Annotated in this window: 17 protein-coding genes; 12 read left to right on the forward strand and 5 right to left on the reverse strand. The window is 56.0% G+C overall.

The genetic code is table 11. The features are described from left to right. Positions 1-84 precede the first annotated feature (84 nt). Complete coding sequence (locus Q0Y46_RS11340) at positions 85-924, reverse strand: tetraacyldisaccharide 4'-kinase (protein ID WP_297947470.1); 840 nt, start codon at positions 922-924, stop codon at positions 85-87. A gap of 10 nt (positions 925-934) precedes the next feature. Beyond that, positions 935-2,023 carry a chorismate synthase gene (gene aroC / locus Q0Y46_RS11345; protein WP_297947472.1) on the reverse strand — a complete coding sequence of 363 codons (1,089 nt, stop codon included), beginning with the start codon at positions 2,021-2,023 and terminating at the stop codon, positions 935-937. Positions 2,024-2,117: 94 nt separating this feature from the next. Between aroC and Q0Y46_RS11350 the strand changes: the two genes are divergently transcribed. After that, positions 2,118-2,693 carry a hypothetical protein gene (locus tag Q0Y46_RS11350; protein WP_297947474.1) on the forward strand — a complete coding sequence of 192 codons (576 nt, stop codon included), beginning with the start codon at positions 2,118-2,120 and terminating at the stop codon, positions 2,691-2,693. A gap of 77 nt (positions 2,694-2,770) precedes the next feature. Here the strand turns inward: Q0Y46_RS11350 and Q0Y46_RS11355 are convergent, their stop codons facing one another. Beyond that, positions 2,771-3,292: a hypothetical protein gene (locus Q0Y46_RS11355; RefSeq protein WP_295680885.1), complete on the reverse strand. Its 522-nt coding sequence runs from the start codon at positions 3,290-3,292 to the stop codon at positions 2,771-2,773. Positions 3,293-3,368: 76 nt separating this feature from the next. On the opposite strand from Q0Y46_RS11355, the gene Q0Y46_RS11360 reads away from it, so the two are divergent. From Q0Y46_RS11360 to Q0Y46_RS11405, 10 genes are all read left to right on the forward strand, one after another. Further along, positions 3,369-4,421, forward strand: a complete 1,053-nt coding sequence (locus Q0Y46_RS11360) for a GDSL-type esterase/lipase family protein (protein WP_295680887.1) — start codon at positions 3,369-3,371, stop codon at positions 4,419-4,421. 52 nt (positions 4,422-4,473) lie between these two features. Beyond that, complete coding sequence (locus Q0Y46_RS11365; RefSeq protein ID WP_295680889.1) at positions 4,474-5,802, forward strand: GGDEF domain-containing protein; 1,329 nt, start codon at positions 4,474-4,476, stop codon at positions 5,800-5,802. A 22-nt stretch (positions 5,803-5,824) separates the two neighbouring features. Next, positions 5,825-6,187: a hypothetical protein gene (locus tag Q0Y46_RS11370; RefSeq protein WP_297947477.1), complete on the forward strand. Its 363-nt coding sequence runs from the start codon at positions 5,825-5,827 to the stop codon at positions 6,185-6,187. A 99-nt stretch (positions 6,188-6,286) separates the two neighbouring features. Beyond that, a complete protein-coding gene (locus tag Q0Y46_RS11375; protein ID WP_295680895.1) occupies positions 6,287-7,123 on the forward strand; it encodes a TIGR02147 family protein in 837 nt (278 codons plus the stop codon). Beyond that, complete coding sequence (locus Q0Y46_RS11380; RefSeq protein ID WP_295680898.1) at positions 7,120-8,754, forward strand: carboxypeptidase-like regulatory domain-containing protein; 1,635 nt, start codon at positions 7,120-7,122, stop codon at positions 8,752-8,754. The genes Q0Y46_RS11375 and Q0Y46_RS11380 overlap by 4 nt, the downstream gene beginning before the upstream one ends. 110 nt (positions 8,755-8,864) lie before the next feature. Beyond that, positions 8,865-9,752, forward strand: coding sequence for a polyprenyl synthetase family protein (locus Q0Y46_RS11385; protein ID WP_295680900.1), 888 nt, complete (start codon positions 8,865-8,867; stop codon positions 9,750-9,752). Beyond that, complete coding sequence (gene dxs, locus Q0Y46_RS11390) at positions 9,749-11,620, forward strand: 1-deoxy-D-xylulose-5-phosphate synthase (RefSeq protein WP_295680902.1); 1,872 nt, start codon at positions 9,749-9,751, stop codon at positions 11,618-11,620. Before Q0Y46_RS11385 ends, dxs begins: the two co-directional genes overlap by 4 nt. Then, entirely contained in the window at positions 11,617-12,855 is a 1,239-nt protein-coding gene (locus Q0Y46_RS11395) for an RNA methyltransferase (RefSeq protein WP_295680904.1), read from the forward strand. The genes dxs and Q0Y46_RS11395 overlap by 4 nt, the downstream gene beginning before the upstream one ends. Further along, positions 12,855-13,739 carry an orotidine-5'-phosphate decarboxylase gene (pyrF, locus tag Q0Y46_RS11400; RefSeq protein WP_290956260.1) on the forward strand — a complete coding sequence of 295 codons (885 nt, stop codon included), beginning with the start codon at positions 12,855-12,857 and terminating at the stop codon, positions 13,737-13,739. Before Q0Y46_RS11395 ends, pyrF begins: the two co-directional genes overlap by 1 nt. A gap of 14 nt (positions 13,740-13,753) precedes the next feature. After that, entirely contained in the window at positions 13,754-14,623 is an 870-nt protein-coding gene (locus Q0Y46_RS11405; protein WP_295680908.1) for a hypothetical protein, read from the forward strand. Positions 14,624-14,658: 35 nt separating this feature from the next. Here Q0Y46_RS11405 and Q0Y46_RS11410 read toward each other — a convergent pair whose 3' ends face one another. Continuing rightward, on the reverse strand, positions 14,659-15,432 hold the full coding sequence (locus tag Q0Y46_RS11410; RefSeq protein ID WP_297947481.1) for a hypothetical protein: 774 nt from the start codon (positions 15,430-15,432) through the stop codon (positions 14,659-14,661). Next, positions 15,426-16,433, reverse strand: a complete 1,008-nt coding sequence (locus Q0Y46_RS11415; protein WP_295680913.1) for an MlaD family protein — start codon at positions 16,431-16,433, stop codon at positions 15,426-15,428. Before Q0Y46_RS11415 ends, Q0Y46_RS11410 begins: the two co-directional genes overlap by 7 nt. Before the next feature lie 90 nt (positions 16,434-16,523). On the opposite strand from Q0Y46_RS11415, the gene Q0Y46_RS11420 reads away from it, so the two are divergent. Further along, on the forward strand, positions 16,524-17,792 hold the full coding sequence (locus Q0Y46_RS11420) for a M18 family aminopeptidase (protein ID WP_297947484.1): 1,269 nt from the start codon (positions 16,524-16,526) through the stop codon (positions 17,790-17,792). Positions 17,793-17,822 lie beyond the last annotated feature (30 nt).

The following is a 17,822-nucleotide window of genomic DNA, read 5'->3' on the forward strand; positions in this document are numbered from 1 at the left end:
ATTATATTTACGTAATATAAAAATAATATTGTTTGAAAAAGTGGTTCAAGATGCTCCAGCATCGTTTTTTTTGTGGTCGTCCGGCTAGCGCAGGAGGGCCATGATTCTGGCTTCGGCTTCTGGGGTCACATTCACAGTTTGGGCAGCTACGAACAACTTGGCGTTCGCGGCAGAGTTCGGGCTAAGTCGGCAGGCGTCTTTTTCGGTGGTGATAACGTTATGCCCCTCTGCGAGCAGTTTGGATACAATGTTTTCGATTCCTGTGTCGTGGTCTCGCAGGGCGATGGCTTTTTGTATTTGCAGCTCTATGTGCTCCATGTCGTGGAAGAACCTTTGCGGGTCGCCGATTCCGGCCACGAGTGTGGCGGGGGCTCCGGGTGCATGGCCCTGGATGTTGCAAATTTGCTGTATGCAAAAGCGGACATCGGGGGTGGTGCCTGCGCAATTCAGCCGGAGTGCTATGTTCTTGTGGTCTTTGGCGAGGCTCCGTGCCCTGCCCGCGGGGAACAAGTCGGCGATGCCCTGCGGTTCATCGCCCCATTCAAGGCATATCGCCTTCGCGAATTGCAGGCGCGAATCTTCGAAGCCGTCGTCGCAGAGGATGATATCGAAATCCGGGTCCAGCTTGTGTGCGGCCGTGTAGCGGTTCCGCGTGGCAAGTACGGTGCAGCGGGGGAGTTTGTTCTTGAGCAGTTCGGCTTCGTCTTTTGCCGCCGCATGGCAGAGGACGGCGACTTTTTTCCCTTGGTCGCAAAGTTTGTTTGCGAGCCAGATGCAGAAGGGCGTCTTGCCCGCACCGCCGTTACGGTATGCCCCGACAATCACGACTTGGGCGTGCGATGTCGGCCGGCCGGGCCTAAGGCACAGCCGGTGGTGTATAACGTAAGCGGCGCGGTACAGCGCTGCTAAGGGGTACAGTAGCAAGTTTCTTTTTTTAGAGGCCAATATCGTTGCGCTTCTGCTGCAGGAACAAGTCTGCAAGGACCAAAGCCGCCATGCTTTCGACAATCACGGGGGCGCGCACGGCGACGCAGGGGTCGTGACGGCCCTTCGCGGCGAGCGTTCCGTTTTCGCCTTCGCGGCTTGCGGTGTTCTGCTCCTGGGAAATCGTCGGCGTGGGCTTGAACGCGAGCCTGCACACGATGGGTTCACCGTTCGAGATGCCGCCAAGGCTTCCGCCGGCGTTGTTCGTGCGCGTGTGGAACCCGGTTTCGTCGTGGTAAATCTCGTCGTTGTGTTCGCTGCCGTACATGCGGGCGGCCTTGAACCCGCTCCCGATTTCGAAACCCTTGCAGGCCGGGATGCTGAGCATCGCCTGCGCGAGCAGCGCGTCGAGGCGGTTGAACACCGGCTCGCCGAGGCCCTTGGGCGGGTTTCTCACCAGGAGCGTGATGGTGCCGCCAACGCTGTCGGCTTTTTGCCGTGCCCCGAGGACGACCTGTTCCATCGCGTCGCTTGCGGCCTTGTCGGGGCAGCGCACGGGGCTTGCTTCGATTTGTTCCAGAGAAACTTTGTCCATGTCGACCTCGGGGCAGTCCACCTCGCCAATGGACGATACCCATGCGAGGATTTCGGTGCCTGCGACCTTGTTCAAAAGGATGCGGGCGACTTCTCCGGCGGCCACGCGGCCAATCGTCTCGCGGGCGGAACTGCGGCCACCGCCGCGGTAGTCCCTGAAGCCATACTTGATGTCATAGCACAGGTCCGCATGTCCCGGACGGTACCATTTGGCAATTTCGGAATAGTCACCGCTGCGCTGGTCCTCGTTGAAGACGGCGAAGCAGATGGGGGTTCCCGTCGTCTTGCCTTCGAAGACGCCCGAAAGGATTTTCACCTGGTCTTTTTCGGCGCGGGGGGTGGTCATTTTGCTCTGTCCGGGGCGCCTGCGATCGAGCGCTTTTTGGATGTCGGCTTCGCAAATGGGCAGGCCTGCGGGGCACCCGTCGAGGACGGCTCCGACCGCGGGACCATGTGATTCACCCCACGTGGATATTGCAAAAATGTTACCAAATGTGCTAAACATGATAAAAATATAGATAAAGGAGCCATTTTTTTACAAAAAGGGTGCTTTTTCGCCTAAAGTTTATTATGTTTTACATTGGTTTTAGGAGAATTGCGTGTTTAGAAACGGATTTATAGCCACACTGATTGTGCTGGCGCTTTCTATGGAAGCGCTAGCACAGCATGTTACCTCTTTTGCGGGTATCCCTTTCGGGTCTACCCGTGAGACTGTTATCGAAGAGGTGATGAAGCTGGGTTACGAGCCCTACGGACGTAGCGGCGAGGGCGAGCGTGTGGTGATTCCCGTTTACATGCTCGCCGATTTGCCTGTGCAGGTGGACTTCATTTTCAACAAGAACGACAAGTTCTATGCCTTCGAGGTGAGGACCGGCCGGGTCGAACGCGCTAGGCTCTCCAAATCGTTCGAAGCGGTAGCCTACATGTCGGACCAGTTCACGGCAAAGTACGGGCAATCCTCCCAGGACCCCACCCTTAAAGATACAGACCTGCGCGAGGGCATCCACAATCTGTACCAGCAGTGGTTCTCCGTAAAGGCGCTGGATATCTATACCGCTATAGTCCAGAAGGACGGCCGCTATTTCGCTATCGGTACCGTGACGCATCGTGGTTTGGCCAAAGAAGCGAACATAATGCGCAAGAAACCATCTAGCAGCCAGTCTTCGGCATTCTAGCAAAAGAATCGCTTGTTATAACTTCCCAACTATCAAGGACTTAGCCCCGAGGTTCGGGCTTTTTTTGTATTTGGGCCCTAGGGCAAAGTTTGGGCGTATCCGGCGATGTCGACCATCTCGTCGAGCGGGATTTCGTCGTAGTAGGCCTGCATGTTGCGCTCTTCGTCGCCGAAGTTCATCTGGTGCCAGAACGTGGGCATGTCGTTGCGGGCGCGCTGGCCGATGAATGTTCCACCGCTTCCTGGGGTGAAGTTGATGCGGTGACCGTCTTCGCCGTGGCAGGGCCTACAGTTCTGGTAGAACAGCTTAGCTCCGCGCTTGATGTCGGCGCCTTTAATCTTCCCGTCCTTGTCCAGCAGTTTGTAGACAAGGTATGCCATTCGTTTGTCCTCAATGGTGAGTGTGTCGCCCTCGGAACCGGGAGCCGGCGCCTCTGCCTTCGCTGCACTCGCCGTTCTCCCTGCCTTCGCGCTTTCGCGGGAGGTGGGCTCCTTTTGGGGCGGTGGCGAAGCCACGCTTGCCGCGGCGAGACCCAGGAGAGTCCCGTAGACCAGCAGTTGCAGGCCCAGTGAGGCGGGGAAAAGCGGATGGTTGCGCATGGGAAAGAATATACAATATTGATTAGGTTGTGGGAGATGGGAAAAAATTGTCAGGCAGATAATCTATATTCGAGGTATGCGTTACACGTTTTTCTTTGTGGTGGCTTTCGCTGCCCTGCAAGCCTTCGGAGCTTCTTCTATGGACAACTGCCTTTTCAATGGCCGCTGGGAAATTTCTGCGGACCGCGCGCGCACGAGCGCTCCTGCCGCCACGGTCCAGTTTATTGCAAGTGCCAAGTCGCTTTCGTTCGACCTCGAGGGAACAAGTCGCTGGCGCCTGGATGTGGACGGCACTCCCAAGGAATATTTTGTGACGGGCGACGAACGTACGGTCAAGGTCGTGAAGGGTCTGGACGGCGAAAAGCACCGCTACCGCCTCATCAAGATTAGCGAGACGAATCCGGGCTTTGTTAGTTTATATAAAGTATCCCTGGACAAGGGTGGCCAGTTTTTTGAGAAACCTGCCGCGCCTGCTCGCCGCATCGAGTTCATCGGGGACTCGTTCACGGTGGGGTTTGGTTGCGAGGGTGGCCCAGGCGATAGCCCCGATCTCGAATTCGAAAAGACGAACTCCTCCTTGAGCTACGCCTTCTTGCTTGCAGATGGGTTCAAGGCCGACTTCCAGGTGAACGCCTTCAGCGGCCGCGGGCTTGTGCGCAACTATGCGAACATTGTCCCGGAATGGACTATCGAGAAACTTTACCGCTACACGGTTCCGGGGGCAGCCCCTTCGGAGCCGGATGCAGCGCTTTACGACATGGGTAGCTTCCACCCCCAGGTAGTGGTTCTCTTCATCGGCATCAACGATTTCCAGGGCGAACCTCCCTATGCGGACAAGGGAAAATTCAAGAAGGCTTACGTCGATTTTCTGGATAAATTGCGTGCCGCCCACCCCGGCGTGAAGTTTTTGCTCGTTTCTACCAAAGTATGGCCGAACGACGATTTGACCCCCACGGTCAAGGCCATTTACGACTCCCAGGTGGCCTCCGGACGCTCCGATTTGGAGTTTTTGGCCATTCAGACCGAAAATTCGGCCCTTTTGGGGCACCCTTCTGTCCATTCTCACCGCGAAATGGCCAATACTATGCGCCCAATTGTGGCAAAATTGGCAAAATGGTTGAGTCGCTAACGCAAAATTTTATTTATCTTTAACCTCAAGGTATAATTTTGGGGATACCCGCATGTCAAAGATAATGGAAAAGATATACGCCCTCTTTAGGATGAACATCCTGATCTTTGTGCTGTTGCTTGTGACCGTGATAGCCCTGTTCGCCTATCGTAACGGTCTCGACGACATCGTGTTCCTCAATCTCGCCGATTACCCCTACATTATCGCCCAGACGGACTCCGTCGACGGCGGCTCGTCGGCTATCGCGATGGAGCGTACGGACTCCTCCATCATCGTGGACTACGAGCTCCGCGAGGGGTATGCCTACCCGTATGCCGGCGTCAAGATATTCCTCGGCGACGGCAAGACCCGCGGTAAGGACCTTTCCCGCTACGATAGTATCTTCGTGTGGGTGAAGCCCCGTGGCGAAGGTACGGTCCGCCTGTACATGCGCGGCTACGACAGCGCGTTCTACCGTGCCGAAGACGAGACCTCCCTCAAGTTCAACGAAATCGAATTTTTCCCGCTCGAAGAGACCTATCCGGCGGTGTTTGTCCCGCAGGAATTCCGCGTGGCGAGCTGGTGGGTCGCCCAGAACGCTATCAATGTGCACAAGGCCCGTGTCGACCTGAGCAATGTCCCGCTTATCGAAATCCAGACGGGCACCAATGCTCCGCTTGGTTACGGTACCCTCGAAATCAAGGGGCTCTGCTTCAAGGGCAAAAAGATTGCAAAACTCGACCTCGTTTCTATCCTGGTCGCTCTCTGGTTTGTCTCCTTCCTCATCATCTTGATTATCCGCTTCTTCGACTATAGCCGCGAACGCGCCAAGGAGAAGAAGAAGCGAGAGGAACTCGAGAAGAACCTCCGCGCCCTGGAAATCGAGAAGTCCGAGTACGAACGCTCCAGCAAGGAAGACCCGCTCACGGGTTGCCTCAACCGCGCCGGTTTCAGCAGCGTGCTCATGCGCGAGCAGGAGAACCTGAGCAAGAATGGCCGTCCGGTCTCGTTCGTGATGCTGGATATCGACCACTTCAAGCATATCAACGACACCTACGGCCACCAGGTCGGCGACGAGGTGCTGGTGAACTTGACAAAACTTATCCAGGGCAAGATCCGTAATACCGATGCCTTGGTACGTTGGGGCGGCGAAGAATTCGTGGTGCTCTGCGGCGACACGCCTATCCAGAATGCCCAGTTCCTTGCCGAAAAGCTCCGCATTGCAATTGAAAATACCGTGCTCATCAAGCAGCAGCAGGTGACCTGCTCCTTCGGTATTGCCGAGATGATTCCCGACGAAGACCCGAAGCGCCTGTTCGAGCGCGCCGACAAGGCTCTCTATGCGTCGAAGGAAGGTGGCCGTAATCGCGTTACGAGCGCCACATATAAGCGTACCCGCTAAATTATTGGTCTGCGGCGCCCTCGTGGCGTCGTTTTCCGCATGCACGGGGAACCGGTCCGATTCCCCGGACCTCGGTGTCGGGTTCAGGCCCGTCCAGCTGCACTGGTCTGCTGCCGAGGGGGTCGACCCGGATGCAGAAATGCCGGGCAAGGACGAATGCGTGATTCGCGTCACGGCTGCGGTGATGGCTGCTCCCGAGGTTCACGCTTCCAAGGTTGCCGAACTGGAGTACTCGGCTACCTTCGCTCCCGACAGGGAAAGGGCCGAATGGTTCGTTTTCAAGGGAAATTGCCGGAACATGGCGGCCAAGGGAGCTCCCGAATGCCACTGGACGGCCGAGTGTGGTCCTAGAAAAGTCGTTGTAAATTTCCACAACGAACTCTAGGGGGGGTGACTCGTTTTTTTTAGTTTACAAAAGTATCTTTATCATGAGGGTCTTAGGTTGGGTTAAAACCTTGCTTTTTAACGAAATAAAGGACCGATAGTGAAACCGATTTTTGAATACACGGATTACCGCGAGTGGATACGTGACGCTTTTGAGGATTTCAAAAAGCGCAAATCCGTCGTATCGTGGCGTTACATGGCGATGAAGCTAGACGCCGACCCCGGTAACCTGCTGCGCGTTTCCCAGAGCAAGATCCATCTTTCGGTGAACCTGATCAAGCCCATGGCCGAATTTTTTGGCCTAGACGAGAAGGAAACGGCATACTGGACCGAACTTGTGCATTTTGGCAGGGCCAAAACCGACTCCGAAGCCCTGAACCATTACGAGAAGATGCAGATGCTCAAGGGCATCCCCCTGAAGCGCCTCGCCAAAAAAGAACTCGAATTTTACAGACATTGGTATTATAACGCGATACGTTCCATCATTGGAATATGTAAATTCAAAGATGATTATGAGGGTCTAGCGGAGAGCTGTACACCGGCGATTACGGTGGAACAGGCAAAGGAGTCTATCCAGTTGCTGCACGACCTGAATATGATATCTACGGATAGGGACGGCTTCTGGAAAGTCAACGACACCTTCGTAAGTACGGGAGGCAACTGGCGGTCCGAAGCGGTCCGTGCCTTCCAGAAGGAAACCATCCGATTGGCCGGGGAATCCCTGGAGCGCCACGCGCCGCCGCTGAGGGATATCAGCACGGTGACCATGACCTTCAACATGGACGACATCGCCCTTATTCGTGAAAAGATCAAGGAGTTCCGTTCGGAGCTTCTGAGGTTGTCGCAGGAAGGTACCGGCGACAACACGGTATTCCAGCTGAACGTTCAATTGTTCCCGCTGGGATTTGTGAAGAAGTTGCAGGAGAGAGAAAAATGAAAAAGGCATTTATCTTTCTGCCCTGGGTCTTTTTGCTCTTGTGCTGTTCCGAAACCGAGACCGCTGGTGGCCCCGGAAGTGAAACAACCAACGGCATCGTGGCCTACGTAGACGGTGCGCCGGCGGCTTTCGCAGGCGTGGCTCTCCGACGTGTTGACCAGAAGGCCTCTCTTGCTGCGCTTGAAAATTCTGTAATCCAGCCGGATTTCTTTGCCGATTCCAACGGCCGCTTTATCTTGGACACGGTCTCTTCCGACGAAGAATTCCGCATGACCGTGGTGAGCGTCGGTGCCGCATTCTCCAAGACATTCTCCGCCAAGGAACTTTCCAAGCTGGACTCCATTGAACTGACTGCCACGGGCTCCGTGTCGGGCGCTGTCGACCTCCCGAAGGGAAGCGAATATGCGTGGGTCGGTGTCTATGGCATGGACATGCTCGTGAAGACGGATGCCGAAGGCAAGTTCGCTTTGCCGACGGTCCCCTCCGGTGATTCCCTGAAACTGTATTTCGCCGAGGAAAGCTACGACTCGGTGTACGAAAGCCACAAGGTCGAAGTCCAGCCTTACGGCATGGAAACGGTGAACCTGAAGACGGAAGGCATTGTCGCCGTGTCGAAAGGCAAGCCTGTGCCCTTCGCTTCCGTGGCTGTGCGCTCGGTGGACCAGATGGTCGAAGATACATCCCTCACGAATTCGATTGTCGTTTCCGAAATTCGTGCGGATTCCAATGGCCGCTTTGTGCTCGACAGCCTGAAGAAAGGCGATTACCGCCTTACCGTGGTGGATAACGGCATCGCCTATTCCAAGGTGCTTTCTAGCAAGGAAATAGAAAAACTTGACACTGTAGAGCTGTCCGCGACGGGGTCCCTTGTCGGGCGCGTGACTCTCCGCAGCGACATGTTCTTCGCCTACGTGGGCGTACGCGGGCTGGATGTGCTCGTGAAGACGGATTTCAACGGAAGTTATGTATTCCCCGCCCTCCCGGTGGGTGATTCGGTGGAACTCTATTTTGTTGATAAAAAGATGAACAAACTTCCTGTAGAAGTGAAGGTGGTTGTCGACGAGAACACTGCTGATTTCCACGCTCCCTCCATGACGCTGCAAAACTTTGAAGATTCCTTTGACTATTGGTACACGGGCATGGACTCCCTGGGTTCGTCTTTGACGCCAAACCCCAAGGATTCTTCTATCAAAAAGGGTGTCGAGTACGATTCTACGCGCAAGTCCAACGTGTTCCATGGACAGTACTGGCTGTGGAATTCTTCGTATGCCTGGGTGCTGGTGGGAACCAACCTGCAGGACAAGGCATGGAACCTTTCGCTGCTCGATTCCATCGTCTTCTATGCAAAGGGTGACGGCCAGATTCGCGTTGCTGTCGAAAACTGGGACAAGGTCTCCGAAGAACTCGGCATGAACTTGAAGGCCGCGTCCGTGTGGATGGACCTTGATACGGCGAAGTGGCAGCGTTACGTGGTCGAACCTTCCGACCTTATCATAAATGCACTTGACAACGTTGACGGCCTGAAACCTTGGACTTACGTCAGGGGCTGGGTGAAGCAACTCCACTTCTTTGCCCAAGGCGGTTCCAACTTCTACATAGACGACATCAAGCTGTACGGCGTGCTGTTTTAGTAAATCGCGCCGTTTCCGCTTATTTTCTTATTAACTGGGCGTCTTAGGGTGAATCTTTCGCCTTTGGCGCCCTTTTCGTAACACCGATAATTAAGTATCTTTGTATCGTTATGCAGAGCTTAGAAAAAGAAGCGGCTGTTGCCGTCCAGTATCTTTCCACGATTTCCAAGGAAGTCGAAGCGAAGTTTGAAGAATTTCTTCCCAGTGAAAAGGAACGTCCCTGCCGCCTCCACGAGGCCATGCGGTATTCCATGTTCGCTGGCGGCAAGCGCTTGCGTCCGGCACTTGTACGTGCCGCGTTCGACCTGTTCGGGGGCAAGGGTGAGTCCGTTTGGTACGCCATGAGCGCCCTCGAGATGCTTCACACGTTCTCGCTGATTCACGACGACCTGCCCTGCATCGACAACGACGATTTCCGTCGCGGCAAGCCGACATCGCACAAGCAGTTCGGCGAGGCGACTGCCGTGATGGCGGGCGATGCCCTGTGCGTCCTTGCTTTTGAACTGATGGGCAAGACAGGCAATGCGAAGGCGATAGAGGTTCTTGCGCACCTGCTTGGCACTTTCGGTATGATTGGCGGTGAGATGATTGATATCGAGTGCGAGGGCAAGAAGGTGGACCTCGAAATCGTCGATTACATCCACTACCACAAGACGGCGGCCCTCATCGAAGCCTCGCTCGAGGTCGGTGCGCTTTTGGCGGGCGCCTCGGACAAGGACGTGGAAACTATTCGCAAGTATGGTCGCTCCATCGGGCTTGCTTTCCAGATTGTCGATGACATTTTGGATATCGTTTCTACGACAGAGGAACTCGGCAAGGATGCCGGTTCCGATGTGGAAAGGGGCAAGGCGACCTATCCTGCGCTGCTCGGCCTTGAAAAGTCCCGTGAACGGGCGAGGGAACTCTACGAGGAGTCCATCGCTGCTCTGGATGCCCTCGATTGTGACACCTCCCTCTTCCGCGCCATTGCCGCATTCATCATTACCCGCGTAAAATGAAAGATTTGAAAGACATAAAGTCGCCTGCGGATATCAGGCAGTGTTCCGTCGAAGAACTGCAACAGCTTGCCAAGCAGGTCCGCGAGACGATTATTAGTCAGGTTGCTAAGCACGGCGGACACCTGGCGTCCAGCCTGGGCGTTGTCGAGCTTACGCTCGCCTTGCATTACGTTTTTGATACTCCTGACGACAAACTTATTTGGGACGTGGGCCACCAGGCTTACGTGCACAAGCTGATTACCGGCCGCTACGAGAAGTTCGGCACGCTGCGTCAGAAGGGCGGCATTTCCGGATTCCTGAAGCGCAACGAGAGCGAGTACGACTGCTTCGGTGCGGGGCACGCTTCTACGTCGATTTCTGCGGCGCTCGGCTTTGCCGCTGCGCGCAACCAGCTTGGCCGCAAGAACAACGTGGTCGCCATCATCGGCGACGGCTCCATGACAGGCGGCATGGCCTACGAGGCCATCAACAACGTGGGTATTTCCAAGCACAACATGACCATCATCTTGAACGACAACAAGATGAGCATCGCTCCGAATGTCGGGGAATTCAGCAAGTACCTGAACCGTATCATTTCGGACCCGGTCTACAACAAGATGCGCAGTGACTTGGACCGCCTGATGACGCGCCTCCCTGGCGTGCTCGGCTTACGCTTCCGCGATTTGTTCTTGCAGGCGGAGAAGGCGGCGAAGATGGTCGTGAAGCCCGGCCGCTTTTTCGAAGACTTGGGCATCCGCTATTTTGGCCCGATCGACGGCCACGATATCAACGAATTGATCATGCTCCTCAAGCGAGTCAAGGTGCAGCCGGGGCCGTGCCTCGTGCATATCTTGACCGAGAAGGGCCGTGGGCTCGATGCTGCCGTGAAGAACCCGACCAAGTGGCACGGCACGGGGCCGTTCGACCCCGAGAGCGGGCTTCCGCTCCACCCCGGCAACATGAACCCGTCCCTCACCAGTGTGTTCGGCAATACCTTGCTTGAACTGGCGAAGAAGGACGAACGCATCATGGGCATCACGGCAGCCATGCCGACGGGCTGCGGAATGGACATTGTCGCGAAGGAACTGCCGGACCGCGTCGTGGACGTGGGCATTGCCGAAGAACATGCCGTGACTTTTGCCGCAGGCCTTGCCTGTGACGGCATCATTCCTGTCGTAGCCATCTATTCGTCGTTCATGCAGCGCGCATACGACCAGATGATGCACGATGTGGCTTTACAGAATTTGCACGTGGTGTTCGTGCTCGACCGTGCTGGCCTTGTAGGTGCCGACGGCCCCACGCACCATGGCGCCTTCGACCTCACCTTCATGCGTTCCGTCCCTGGCCTGACTATCATGGCGCCGTCGAACGAGAACGAACTGCGCGACATGGTTGTCGCCTCCATTGGCATGGAGGGCCCGGTGGCTATCCGCTACCCGCGCGGGGTCTCTCTTGAAAAAGAACTCAAGCCTGCGACGGGCGAGTTCGACTATGTGTTGCCCAAGGTGCTGGAACAGGGTTCCGATATCCTGTTGCTCGGTGCCGGCTTTATGACGAACGAACTGAAGCGCACTGCCGAAGTGCTGCGTGAAAAGGGCTATAACCCCACGCTGGTGGATGCCCGCATCATCAAGCCGCTGGACATGGAGTGCTACAGGAATCTTTTGGAGTCGCACAAGGTTATCGTGACGCTCGAAGACAATACCCTCGTGGGTGGTTATGGTTCTGCTATTGCGGAACTCCTCGCCGACTTCGGGCTTACCGACAAGAAGCTGCTCCGCTTTGGGCTTCCGGACAAGTTTGTGGAACAGGGTGAAATCAAAGAACTGTATAAGATGTTGGAAATCGATGGCGAGTCTGTCGCCAAACGGATAATGGAAAAACTATGAGCGAAGAAATCAACCAGCCGAAGCGCACTTTGAAGACTGCTCTCAACCGGAAGTTCGGTGTGAGCGAAGTGCAAGACCGTGAACGCCGTGGACGTCGTGACGACGATGCCCGTGGTGGTCGCAAGCCTTTCCGCGCCCGCGGGGAATCCGAACAGCGCGAAGACCGCCGTTTCCGTGACCGCGAGGACCGTCCGTCCCGCGACCGCGAAGGCCGTGAAGGTCGCGAAGACCGTCCGTGGAACCGCGACCGTCGCCCGCGCCGTTTTGACGACCGCCGTGGCGGTGACCGTTCCTCGTTCGGCCGTGGTGGTCGCGGTGGCCGTGGTGCCGACCGTGGCGCTGCTCCGGTTTATCGCCAGCGCCCCGAACAGAAGGAAGCCGTCTTTGACGAGAATCTGGACGAGCAGGCACTTGAAGCCCGTTCCGCACAGGTGGAGGCTATCGAGGATCCGGTTTCCAATCCGCCCTGGTTCAAGAAGCTCATTGCCCTCACGACCGAGAAGGGCCGCGAACGCGAAGGCCACTTCCTTGGTGAAGGCGTGCATGTCGTGGACGAACTCGTGAGCCATCACCGCGAAATCGTTATCGCGGTCTACGTGGTCGAAGGTTTCAGCGACGAGAACTTGATTGAAAAGATTAACGAGGCCGAAGTCAACCTGCATGTGCTCACCGAAGAACAGATGAAGCGTCTGTCTTCTACCGTGACGACGCAGGGGATTATCGCCCACTGCCGTTGCGCAAGCAACAAGCCCAACTACGAACAGAGCCGCAGCGTGCTCACGCTTGTGGATGCCGTGCAAGACCCGGGTAACCTGGGAACGCTCTTCCGCACGAGCCTCGGTTTCGGTTCCAACGGCATGGTGCTTGGCCGTGGCACGGTGAACCCGTTCAACCCGAAGGTGGTGCGCGGTTCGTCGGGTACGTTCCTGCGCGTTCCGTTCGAATACGACGTGGACCTGGTCGAACATATCAACTTCCTCCGCAGCAAGGGCTACACCATCATCGCTTCTGACTTGCATGCAAGGCAGAGTCTCGGGGAAATTCCCGCCCGCAAGCTGCGCAAGATGGCGTTCCTGGTGGGTAACGAAGGTGCCGGCACGAACCAGTACCTGATTGAACTTGCCGACGAGACGGTGAAGATTCCGATGAGCAGCGAACTCGAATCCTTGAACGTCGCTGTTGCTCATGGTATTCTCTCTTACGAAGCCGCGAAGATTCAAGAGGAACTCAAGTAATGACTTGCTTCTACGACCGTCTTGAACAACGTATCGCCGCATGTGGCAACCCGGTGTGCATGGGCATGGACCCTGTGCTCAAGCTGATTCCGCTCGAGGGCACACCCGAAGACAAGATCAAGCGTTTCTATTCCGACATCCTGGAATGCTGCGCCAAGCGCAACGTGTTCCCGGCTGTGGTGAAGCCGAACAGCGCTTATTACGAATGCGTGAGTGTGCAGGCTATGCTTGTGCTCCAGCAGCTGATTGCTGACTATAGGAGTGCGGGTATCCCGGTGATTCTCGACGCGAAGAGGGGCGACATCGGAAAGTCGAGCGCGGCCTACGCGAATGCCGCGTACGACGTGTACGGCGCCGATGCCGTGACGGTTTCTCCGTGGATGGGAACAGATTCGGTATCGCCTTTTATTCGTGAAAACAGCGAGAACGGCGCCTACGTCTTGTTGCGTACGAGCAACAAGGGCGCGCACGACTTTCAGGACATGAATGTCCTGCGCGGGGACGACCCGCGCGATGTCGCCAGTGCCTTCTATTCCGTTGCAGACAAGATTGTGGAATGGGACGATGGCAAGGGCTACCTCGGCGCTGTCGTGGGTGCGACTCACCCCGAAGAACTTGAACAGATTACGGCGTACTGTGTTGCCAAAAAGCACGAAATCCCGTTCCTGATTCCTGGCGTGTCTATTCCTGGCGTGCCCGGTGGGCAGGGCGGCGACGCAAAGACCGTGCTCAATGCCATTGCCAATGGCGGCGGCAAGCGTAAGTTCCACGTGCTGAATTCCAGCAGTGGCCTGAACTTTGCCTGGCAGCGTAACAATACACCTGCAAACTTCGCCAACGATTGCGTTGACGCTTTGGAGCGCTTGGCTGACAGCTTGCGCTAAAGGGTGGGCAATCGATGCGCTACTTGGTCACGCTGATTCTTTCGATCTTGGCTATCGTGGTGGCGTTCCATTATGCGCGTCCGCTGCCTAATACCCAGTTCGATGAATCGTTCATCCCCAAGGCGAATTACGTTCGCTATGTTGCTGCCGGAAACAATTCTTCGGTGGCGGGGCTGTTCTGGATCAAGGCGCTTACCAACCTGGGCGAAAGCTACCTGACGGGGACCGAATTTGCGTACCTCGGCCATATTGCCGACCTCTGTACGGATTTGGATAGTTTGTTCTATACGCCGTACTACGTGGTCGGCGGCATCAGTGCCATGGATGCTCCCGATACGTCGGACTTCAAGGTGTTCCGCCGCGGTATCAGGATTTTCCCGGACGATTGGAGGCTCGCGCTGTATTATGCCCTGCGGCTTGCCAACGGCCCGCACCCGAACAAGAAGGCCGCAGCCGACGTGATGCGCCCCTATTTTGACAGCCCGGACACGACGATTCCTCCGCACATCCGCACTATATACAGGACGTTCGAGCTGGATACCATGCAGACCGAGATGGCCGTCGCGACGATTATCGAAGATGCGATGCAGCCGCGCTACAAGGCGTTCCTCGAGAGCTTGAGCAACAAGATGTTCCGCATGTTGGGATTGCGCGCCTTGCCGACCATGGAAGAAAAAGACCGGGTGAAGGAAATCATCAAGGATATCATCCAGAAGGTGGCCGATGGCAAATTGCATCCGCAGCAGGCGTTCGGCTTGTGCATGTCGATGAAGTATGTGCCGCCTGTAGAACCACCTGCTGCTGATTCGACAGCCGCTACTGTTGATTCGCTTGCATCCAAGGTGGATTCGGTTGCCGTAGCCGATACAACGAAAAAGGACTGAGTCTCCTCAGCCCACGTTACGAAATTTAATACAAACTATTTTGTGCTGCGTTTTGCGTTGTTGGGCAGCCCCATCAGCTCGAATGCGTTCTTACTGCGGAGGTAGTAGTCTTTCGCGAGTTCGGCGTTCTTTGCCTCGGCGAGCTTGCCGCGGTAATAAAGGATGGTGGCCGTCATGTGCGGGCGATTGCCTTGGATAGAGCGGCTCTCTGCCACCTGGTAGAGTGAATCTGCATTGGCCTGCGCATTCAAATCGGCGATGCGGGCTTCGGTCCAGGCGTAGATACCGCTGCTCTTGTCGGAACGTTTGCCGACCATCTTCAGTGCTTCTTGCGCTTCTTGCGTCTTGTGGAGAGCTCCCTGTGCGATGGCACATTCAGAATAGAAGGTCGCCTGCACTCCGTCTGCGGATTTCTTCAAAAGGTCTTTGTCTTGTTCGTTGCACAGTTTTGCCGCGTCGGCGTATTTTTCGTGTGCATTGCTCAGGGCGACCTTAACTTGGTTGTAAAGGACAGATGTCTGGTTGTCAAGGGCTCCCTTGCGTACGATAGATACAAGCGAATCTGCTAGCGCAAGGTCGAGGCTCAATGTGCGGATGTGCGCCATCGAAAGGAGTATGCGCGCTTCGGACAGGAGGTCGGCTTCTTTGCGGCTGGCGAGGAGTGCGCGTTCAAGCTGGCTGTAGCTGCGCGCGAATTTCCCGTTCTCGAGCGATTTCTGCGCACGGTACGAAAGCTCTCCAGATTCCGATGCCATTGCTGCCGTACTGAGGGCGAGCGCCAATGCGATGAGGTGCTTGCACTTTACCATAGCGTCTCCACCATGAAGGGTACGGTGTCTTTACTCGGGATGGACCTGCGGATGAGCCATATGTTCGATATGCCGGTCATGAGGTCGTCGGCGTTTTCAAGAGTTTCTTCGGACGAGGAGATGAAGTCCGTGAGGCTGGTGCTCACGTTGCCGATATTGTCGACCATGCCGTCTACGCGCCCGACGGTCGTGTCGAGCTTGCTCAGGAGAGTGTTCACGCGGCCCGGGACTTCCTTGAGGCTGTCGACCATGCCTGAAACATTGTCCACCATTCCCGAGACGTTCGTGGCGATAGTGTCCACTTTGTTGAGCAGCATGGGTACGTCGCTCTGCAGGGTGTCCATCAGGCTGGATGCCTTGTTGAGGGCGTTCATGCCGGTGTAGGTAATGTCGTCGAGGCGGGTGAGCTGGCGGTTCAGGTTGTCGTACAGGAGGCGGCTGCCAAAGAGAGCGCCCACGGTCGTTCCTGTATCCATGGCCATGCCGAGGAGCGTATCTGCGGCGTCGATAAGCCTGTTCACGCGGGCCAAAAGTTCGTTTGCGGTTTCGAGGACGGTTTCGATGTCTTGGGCCTTGCCTGGCGGGAGGTAGTCGCCGTCTTGCAGCACACGCCCCTTGCCACGCCTCACGTCGATATTGATGACACGCGCAGAAATGACGTTCTGGTCGCGGATGGCGAACACCTCGGCGCTGTCGGTAATCCAGTTCTGGAATTCCTTGCGAATGGTGAATTCCATGCTCACGCCGTTCGCGATGATGGTCATGTCCGAAATCTGGCCAATGTCAACGCCGCTAATTTGCACGCGGGTGCCGGGTCTCAGGCCGAGAGCCTTGTCGAAGGTGCTGTGGAGCTTGTACTCCTCGATGCCGACCATGCCTGTCGAAAAAATCTTTGCATACAGGACAATGCCGAAAATCATGACGGCAACGGTGAAAAGCACTCCGACCAGTAGTCCGGAGATTTCCATCCAGTTGATCTGTTTCAACGGCTTGAACTGCATATTCAGGAATATATAAATTTTTACATGGCTTGCTCGAAAAGAAATTCGGCGACCTGCATTTCGGATAAATAATCCGCGCCTAGAGGTTTTATGGAATATTTTCAATTTTTGAACGAATCGGTTTCCCCCTGGCATACCGTAGATTGCCTGCGTCGCTTATTTGCCGTTGCCGGTTTTGAGGAACGGCAGATGACGGACCGGGCCGCTTTTGCGCCTGGGAAGGCATATGTATTTGTCCGTGGCGGAGCCCTTGTTGCCCTCAGGATGCCGCTACAGGTAAACGAAAGCTCCAGGTTCAGGCTGGCCTTGGCCCATACGGATTTTCCGGCACTCAAGATTTCTCCGAAGCCGGACCGTACGGCTGCAGGGGCCTCTACCCTCCATGTCGAGGTGTACGGCTCTCCCATCTATTCGACTTGGCTCGACCGTGACTTGGGTTATGCAGGAGTGCTCGCCTACGAAAAGGATGGGAATGTGCAGACAAAACTCGTACGCGGCAGCAAGCTGTTCCGCATCCCGAGCCTGGCTGTCCACCTGAACCGCGGCGTGAACCAGGACGGGACGAAGGTGGACCCGCAGGTGGACTTCAACGCCCTGTGGCGGGCTGCCACGGCGGACGGTAGCCCGTCCGCGTTCGCCGATGCTCTGCAAGGCGAACTGGGCGCTGAAGGCAGGCTCCTCGACTTTGACGTGCAGCTCTTCGATGCGCAGCCGGCATCTTTTGGCGGCTTCAACGACGAATGGATTTATTCGGGCAGGCTCGACAATCTAGGGAGTTGCCATGCCGTAGCGAAGGCTTTGGCAGGTGCGCCTGCCCCTGCCAATGATTTTTGCGTAGCGTGTTTCTGCAATAACGAAGAAATCGGCAGCGAAACGCGAGAAGGCGCTTGCGGAAATTTCTTGCGCGGTGTTTTGGAAAGCGTTTGGAATGCCGCTTGCGGTGACAATACAAATGATGTTATGTTGTCTGCGATTCTCGGAGAATCCTTTGCGCTTTCTGTCGATGCTGCTCATGCTGTACATCCGAACCATCCCGAAAAACACGATGCGAACCATTCTCCGGTGCTGGGCGGTGGCATTGTTCTCAAGACGAATGCGCAAAAGCGCTATGCGAGCGACGCCGTCTCGTCGGCCCGGCTCCGCTTGCTGTGCGAACAAGCTAATGTTCCCTGCCAGACGTTCGTGATGCGTAACGATATGCCCTGTGGCTCTACCGTGGGCCCCGCGATTTCGGCAAGTCTCGGAATTCCGACGGTGGATATCGGTGAACCCATGCTCAGTATGCACAGTATCCGCGAGATGACGGCCGTCAACGACCACGAAAGCATGGTGCGGCTCGTTGCCGAATTCTTCCGCTGATTCTAAAAAAAGATGCTCCGCCGAAGTTTT

Origin of the sequence: uncultured Fibrobacter sp., from assembly GCF_947305105.1 — a bacterium.
Lineage (GTDB): Bacteria > Fibrobacterota > Fibrobacteria > Fibrobacterales > Fibrobacteraceae > Fibrobacter.

What these genes read in the sequence shown, in the direction of transcription:
- aroC (WP_297947472.1), bottom strand. Translation starts at nt 2,023, where the DNA reads ATGTTTAGCACATTTGGTAACATTTTTGCAATATCCACGTGGGGTGAA.
- Q0Y46_RS11355 (WP_295680885.1), bottom strand. Translation starts at nt 3,292, where the DNA reads ATGCGCAACCATCCGCTTTTCCCCGCCTCACTGGGCCTGCAACTGCTG.
- Q0Y46_RS11360 (WP_295680887.1), top strand. Translation starts at nt 3,369, where the DNA reads ATGCGTTACACGTTTTTCTTTGTGGTGGCTTTCGCTGCCCTGCAAGCC.
- Q0Y46_RS11365 (WP_295680889.1), top strand. Translation starts at nt 4,474, where the DNA reads ATGTCAAAGATAATGGAAAAGATATACGCCCTCTTTAGGATGAACATC.
- Q0Y46_RS11380 (WP_295680898.1), top strand. Translation starts at nt 7,120, where the DNA reads ATGAAAAAGGCATTTATCTTTCTGCCCTGGGTCTTTTTGCTCTTGTGC.
- Q0Y46_RS11385 (WP_295680900.1), top strand. Translation starts at nt 8,865, where the DNA reads ATGCAGAGCTTAGAAAAAGAAGCGGCTGTTGCCGTCCAGTATCTTTCC.
- dxs (WP_295680902.1), top strand. Translation starts at nt 9,749, where the DNA reads ATGAAAGATTTGAAAGACATAAAGTCGCCTGCGGATATCAGGCAGTGT.
- Q0Y46_RS11395 (WP_295680904.1), top strand. Translation starts at nt 11,617, where the DNA reads ATGAGCGAAGAAATCAACCAGCCGAAGCGCACTTTGAAGACTGCTCTC.
- pyrF (WP_290956260.1), top strand. Translation starts at nt 12,855, where the DNA reads ATGACTTGCTTCTACGACCGTCTTGAACAACGTATCGCCGCATGTGGC.
- Q0Y46_RS11405 (WP_295680908.1), top strand. Translation starts at nt 13,754, where the DNA reads ATGCGCTACTTGGTCACGCTGATTCTTTCGATCTTGGCTATCGTGGTG.
- Q0Y46_RS11410 (WP_297947481.1), bottom strand. Translation starts at nt 15,432, where the DNA reads ATGGTAAAGTGCAAGCACCTCATCGCATTGGCGCTCGCCCTCAGTACG.
- Q0Y46_RS11415 (WP_295680913.1), bottom strand. Translation starts at nt 16,433, where the DNA reads ATGCAGTTCAAGCCGTTGAAACAGATCAACTGGATGGAAATCTCCGGA.
- Q0Y46_RS11420 (WP_297947484.1), top strand. Translation starts at nt 16,524, where the DNA reads ATGGAATATTTTCAATTTTTGAACGAATCGGTTTCCCCCTGGCATACC.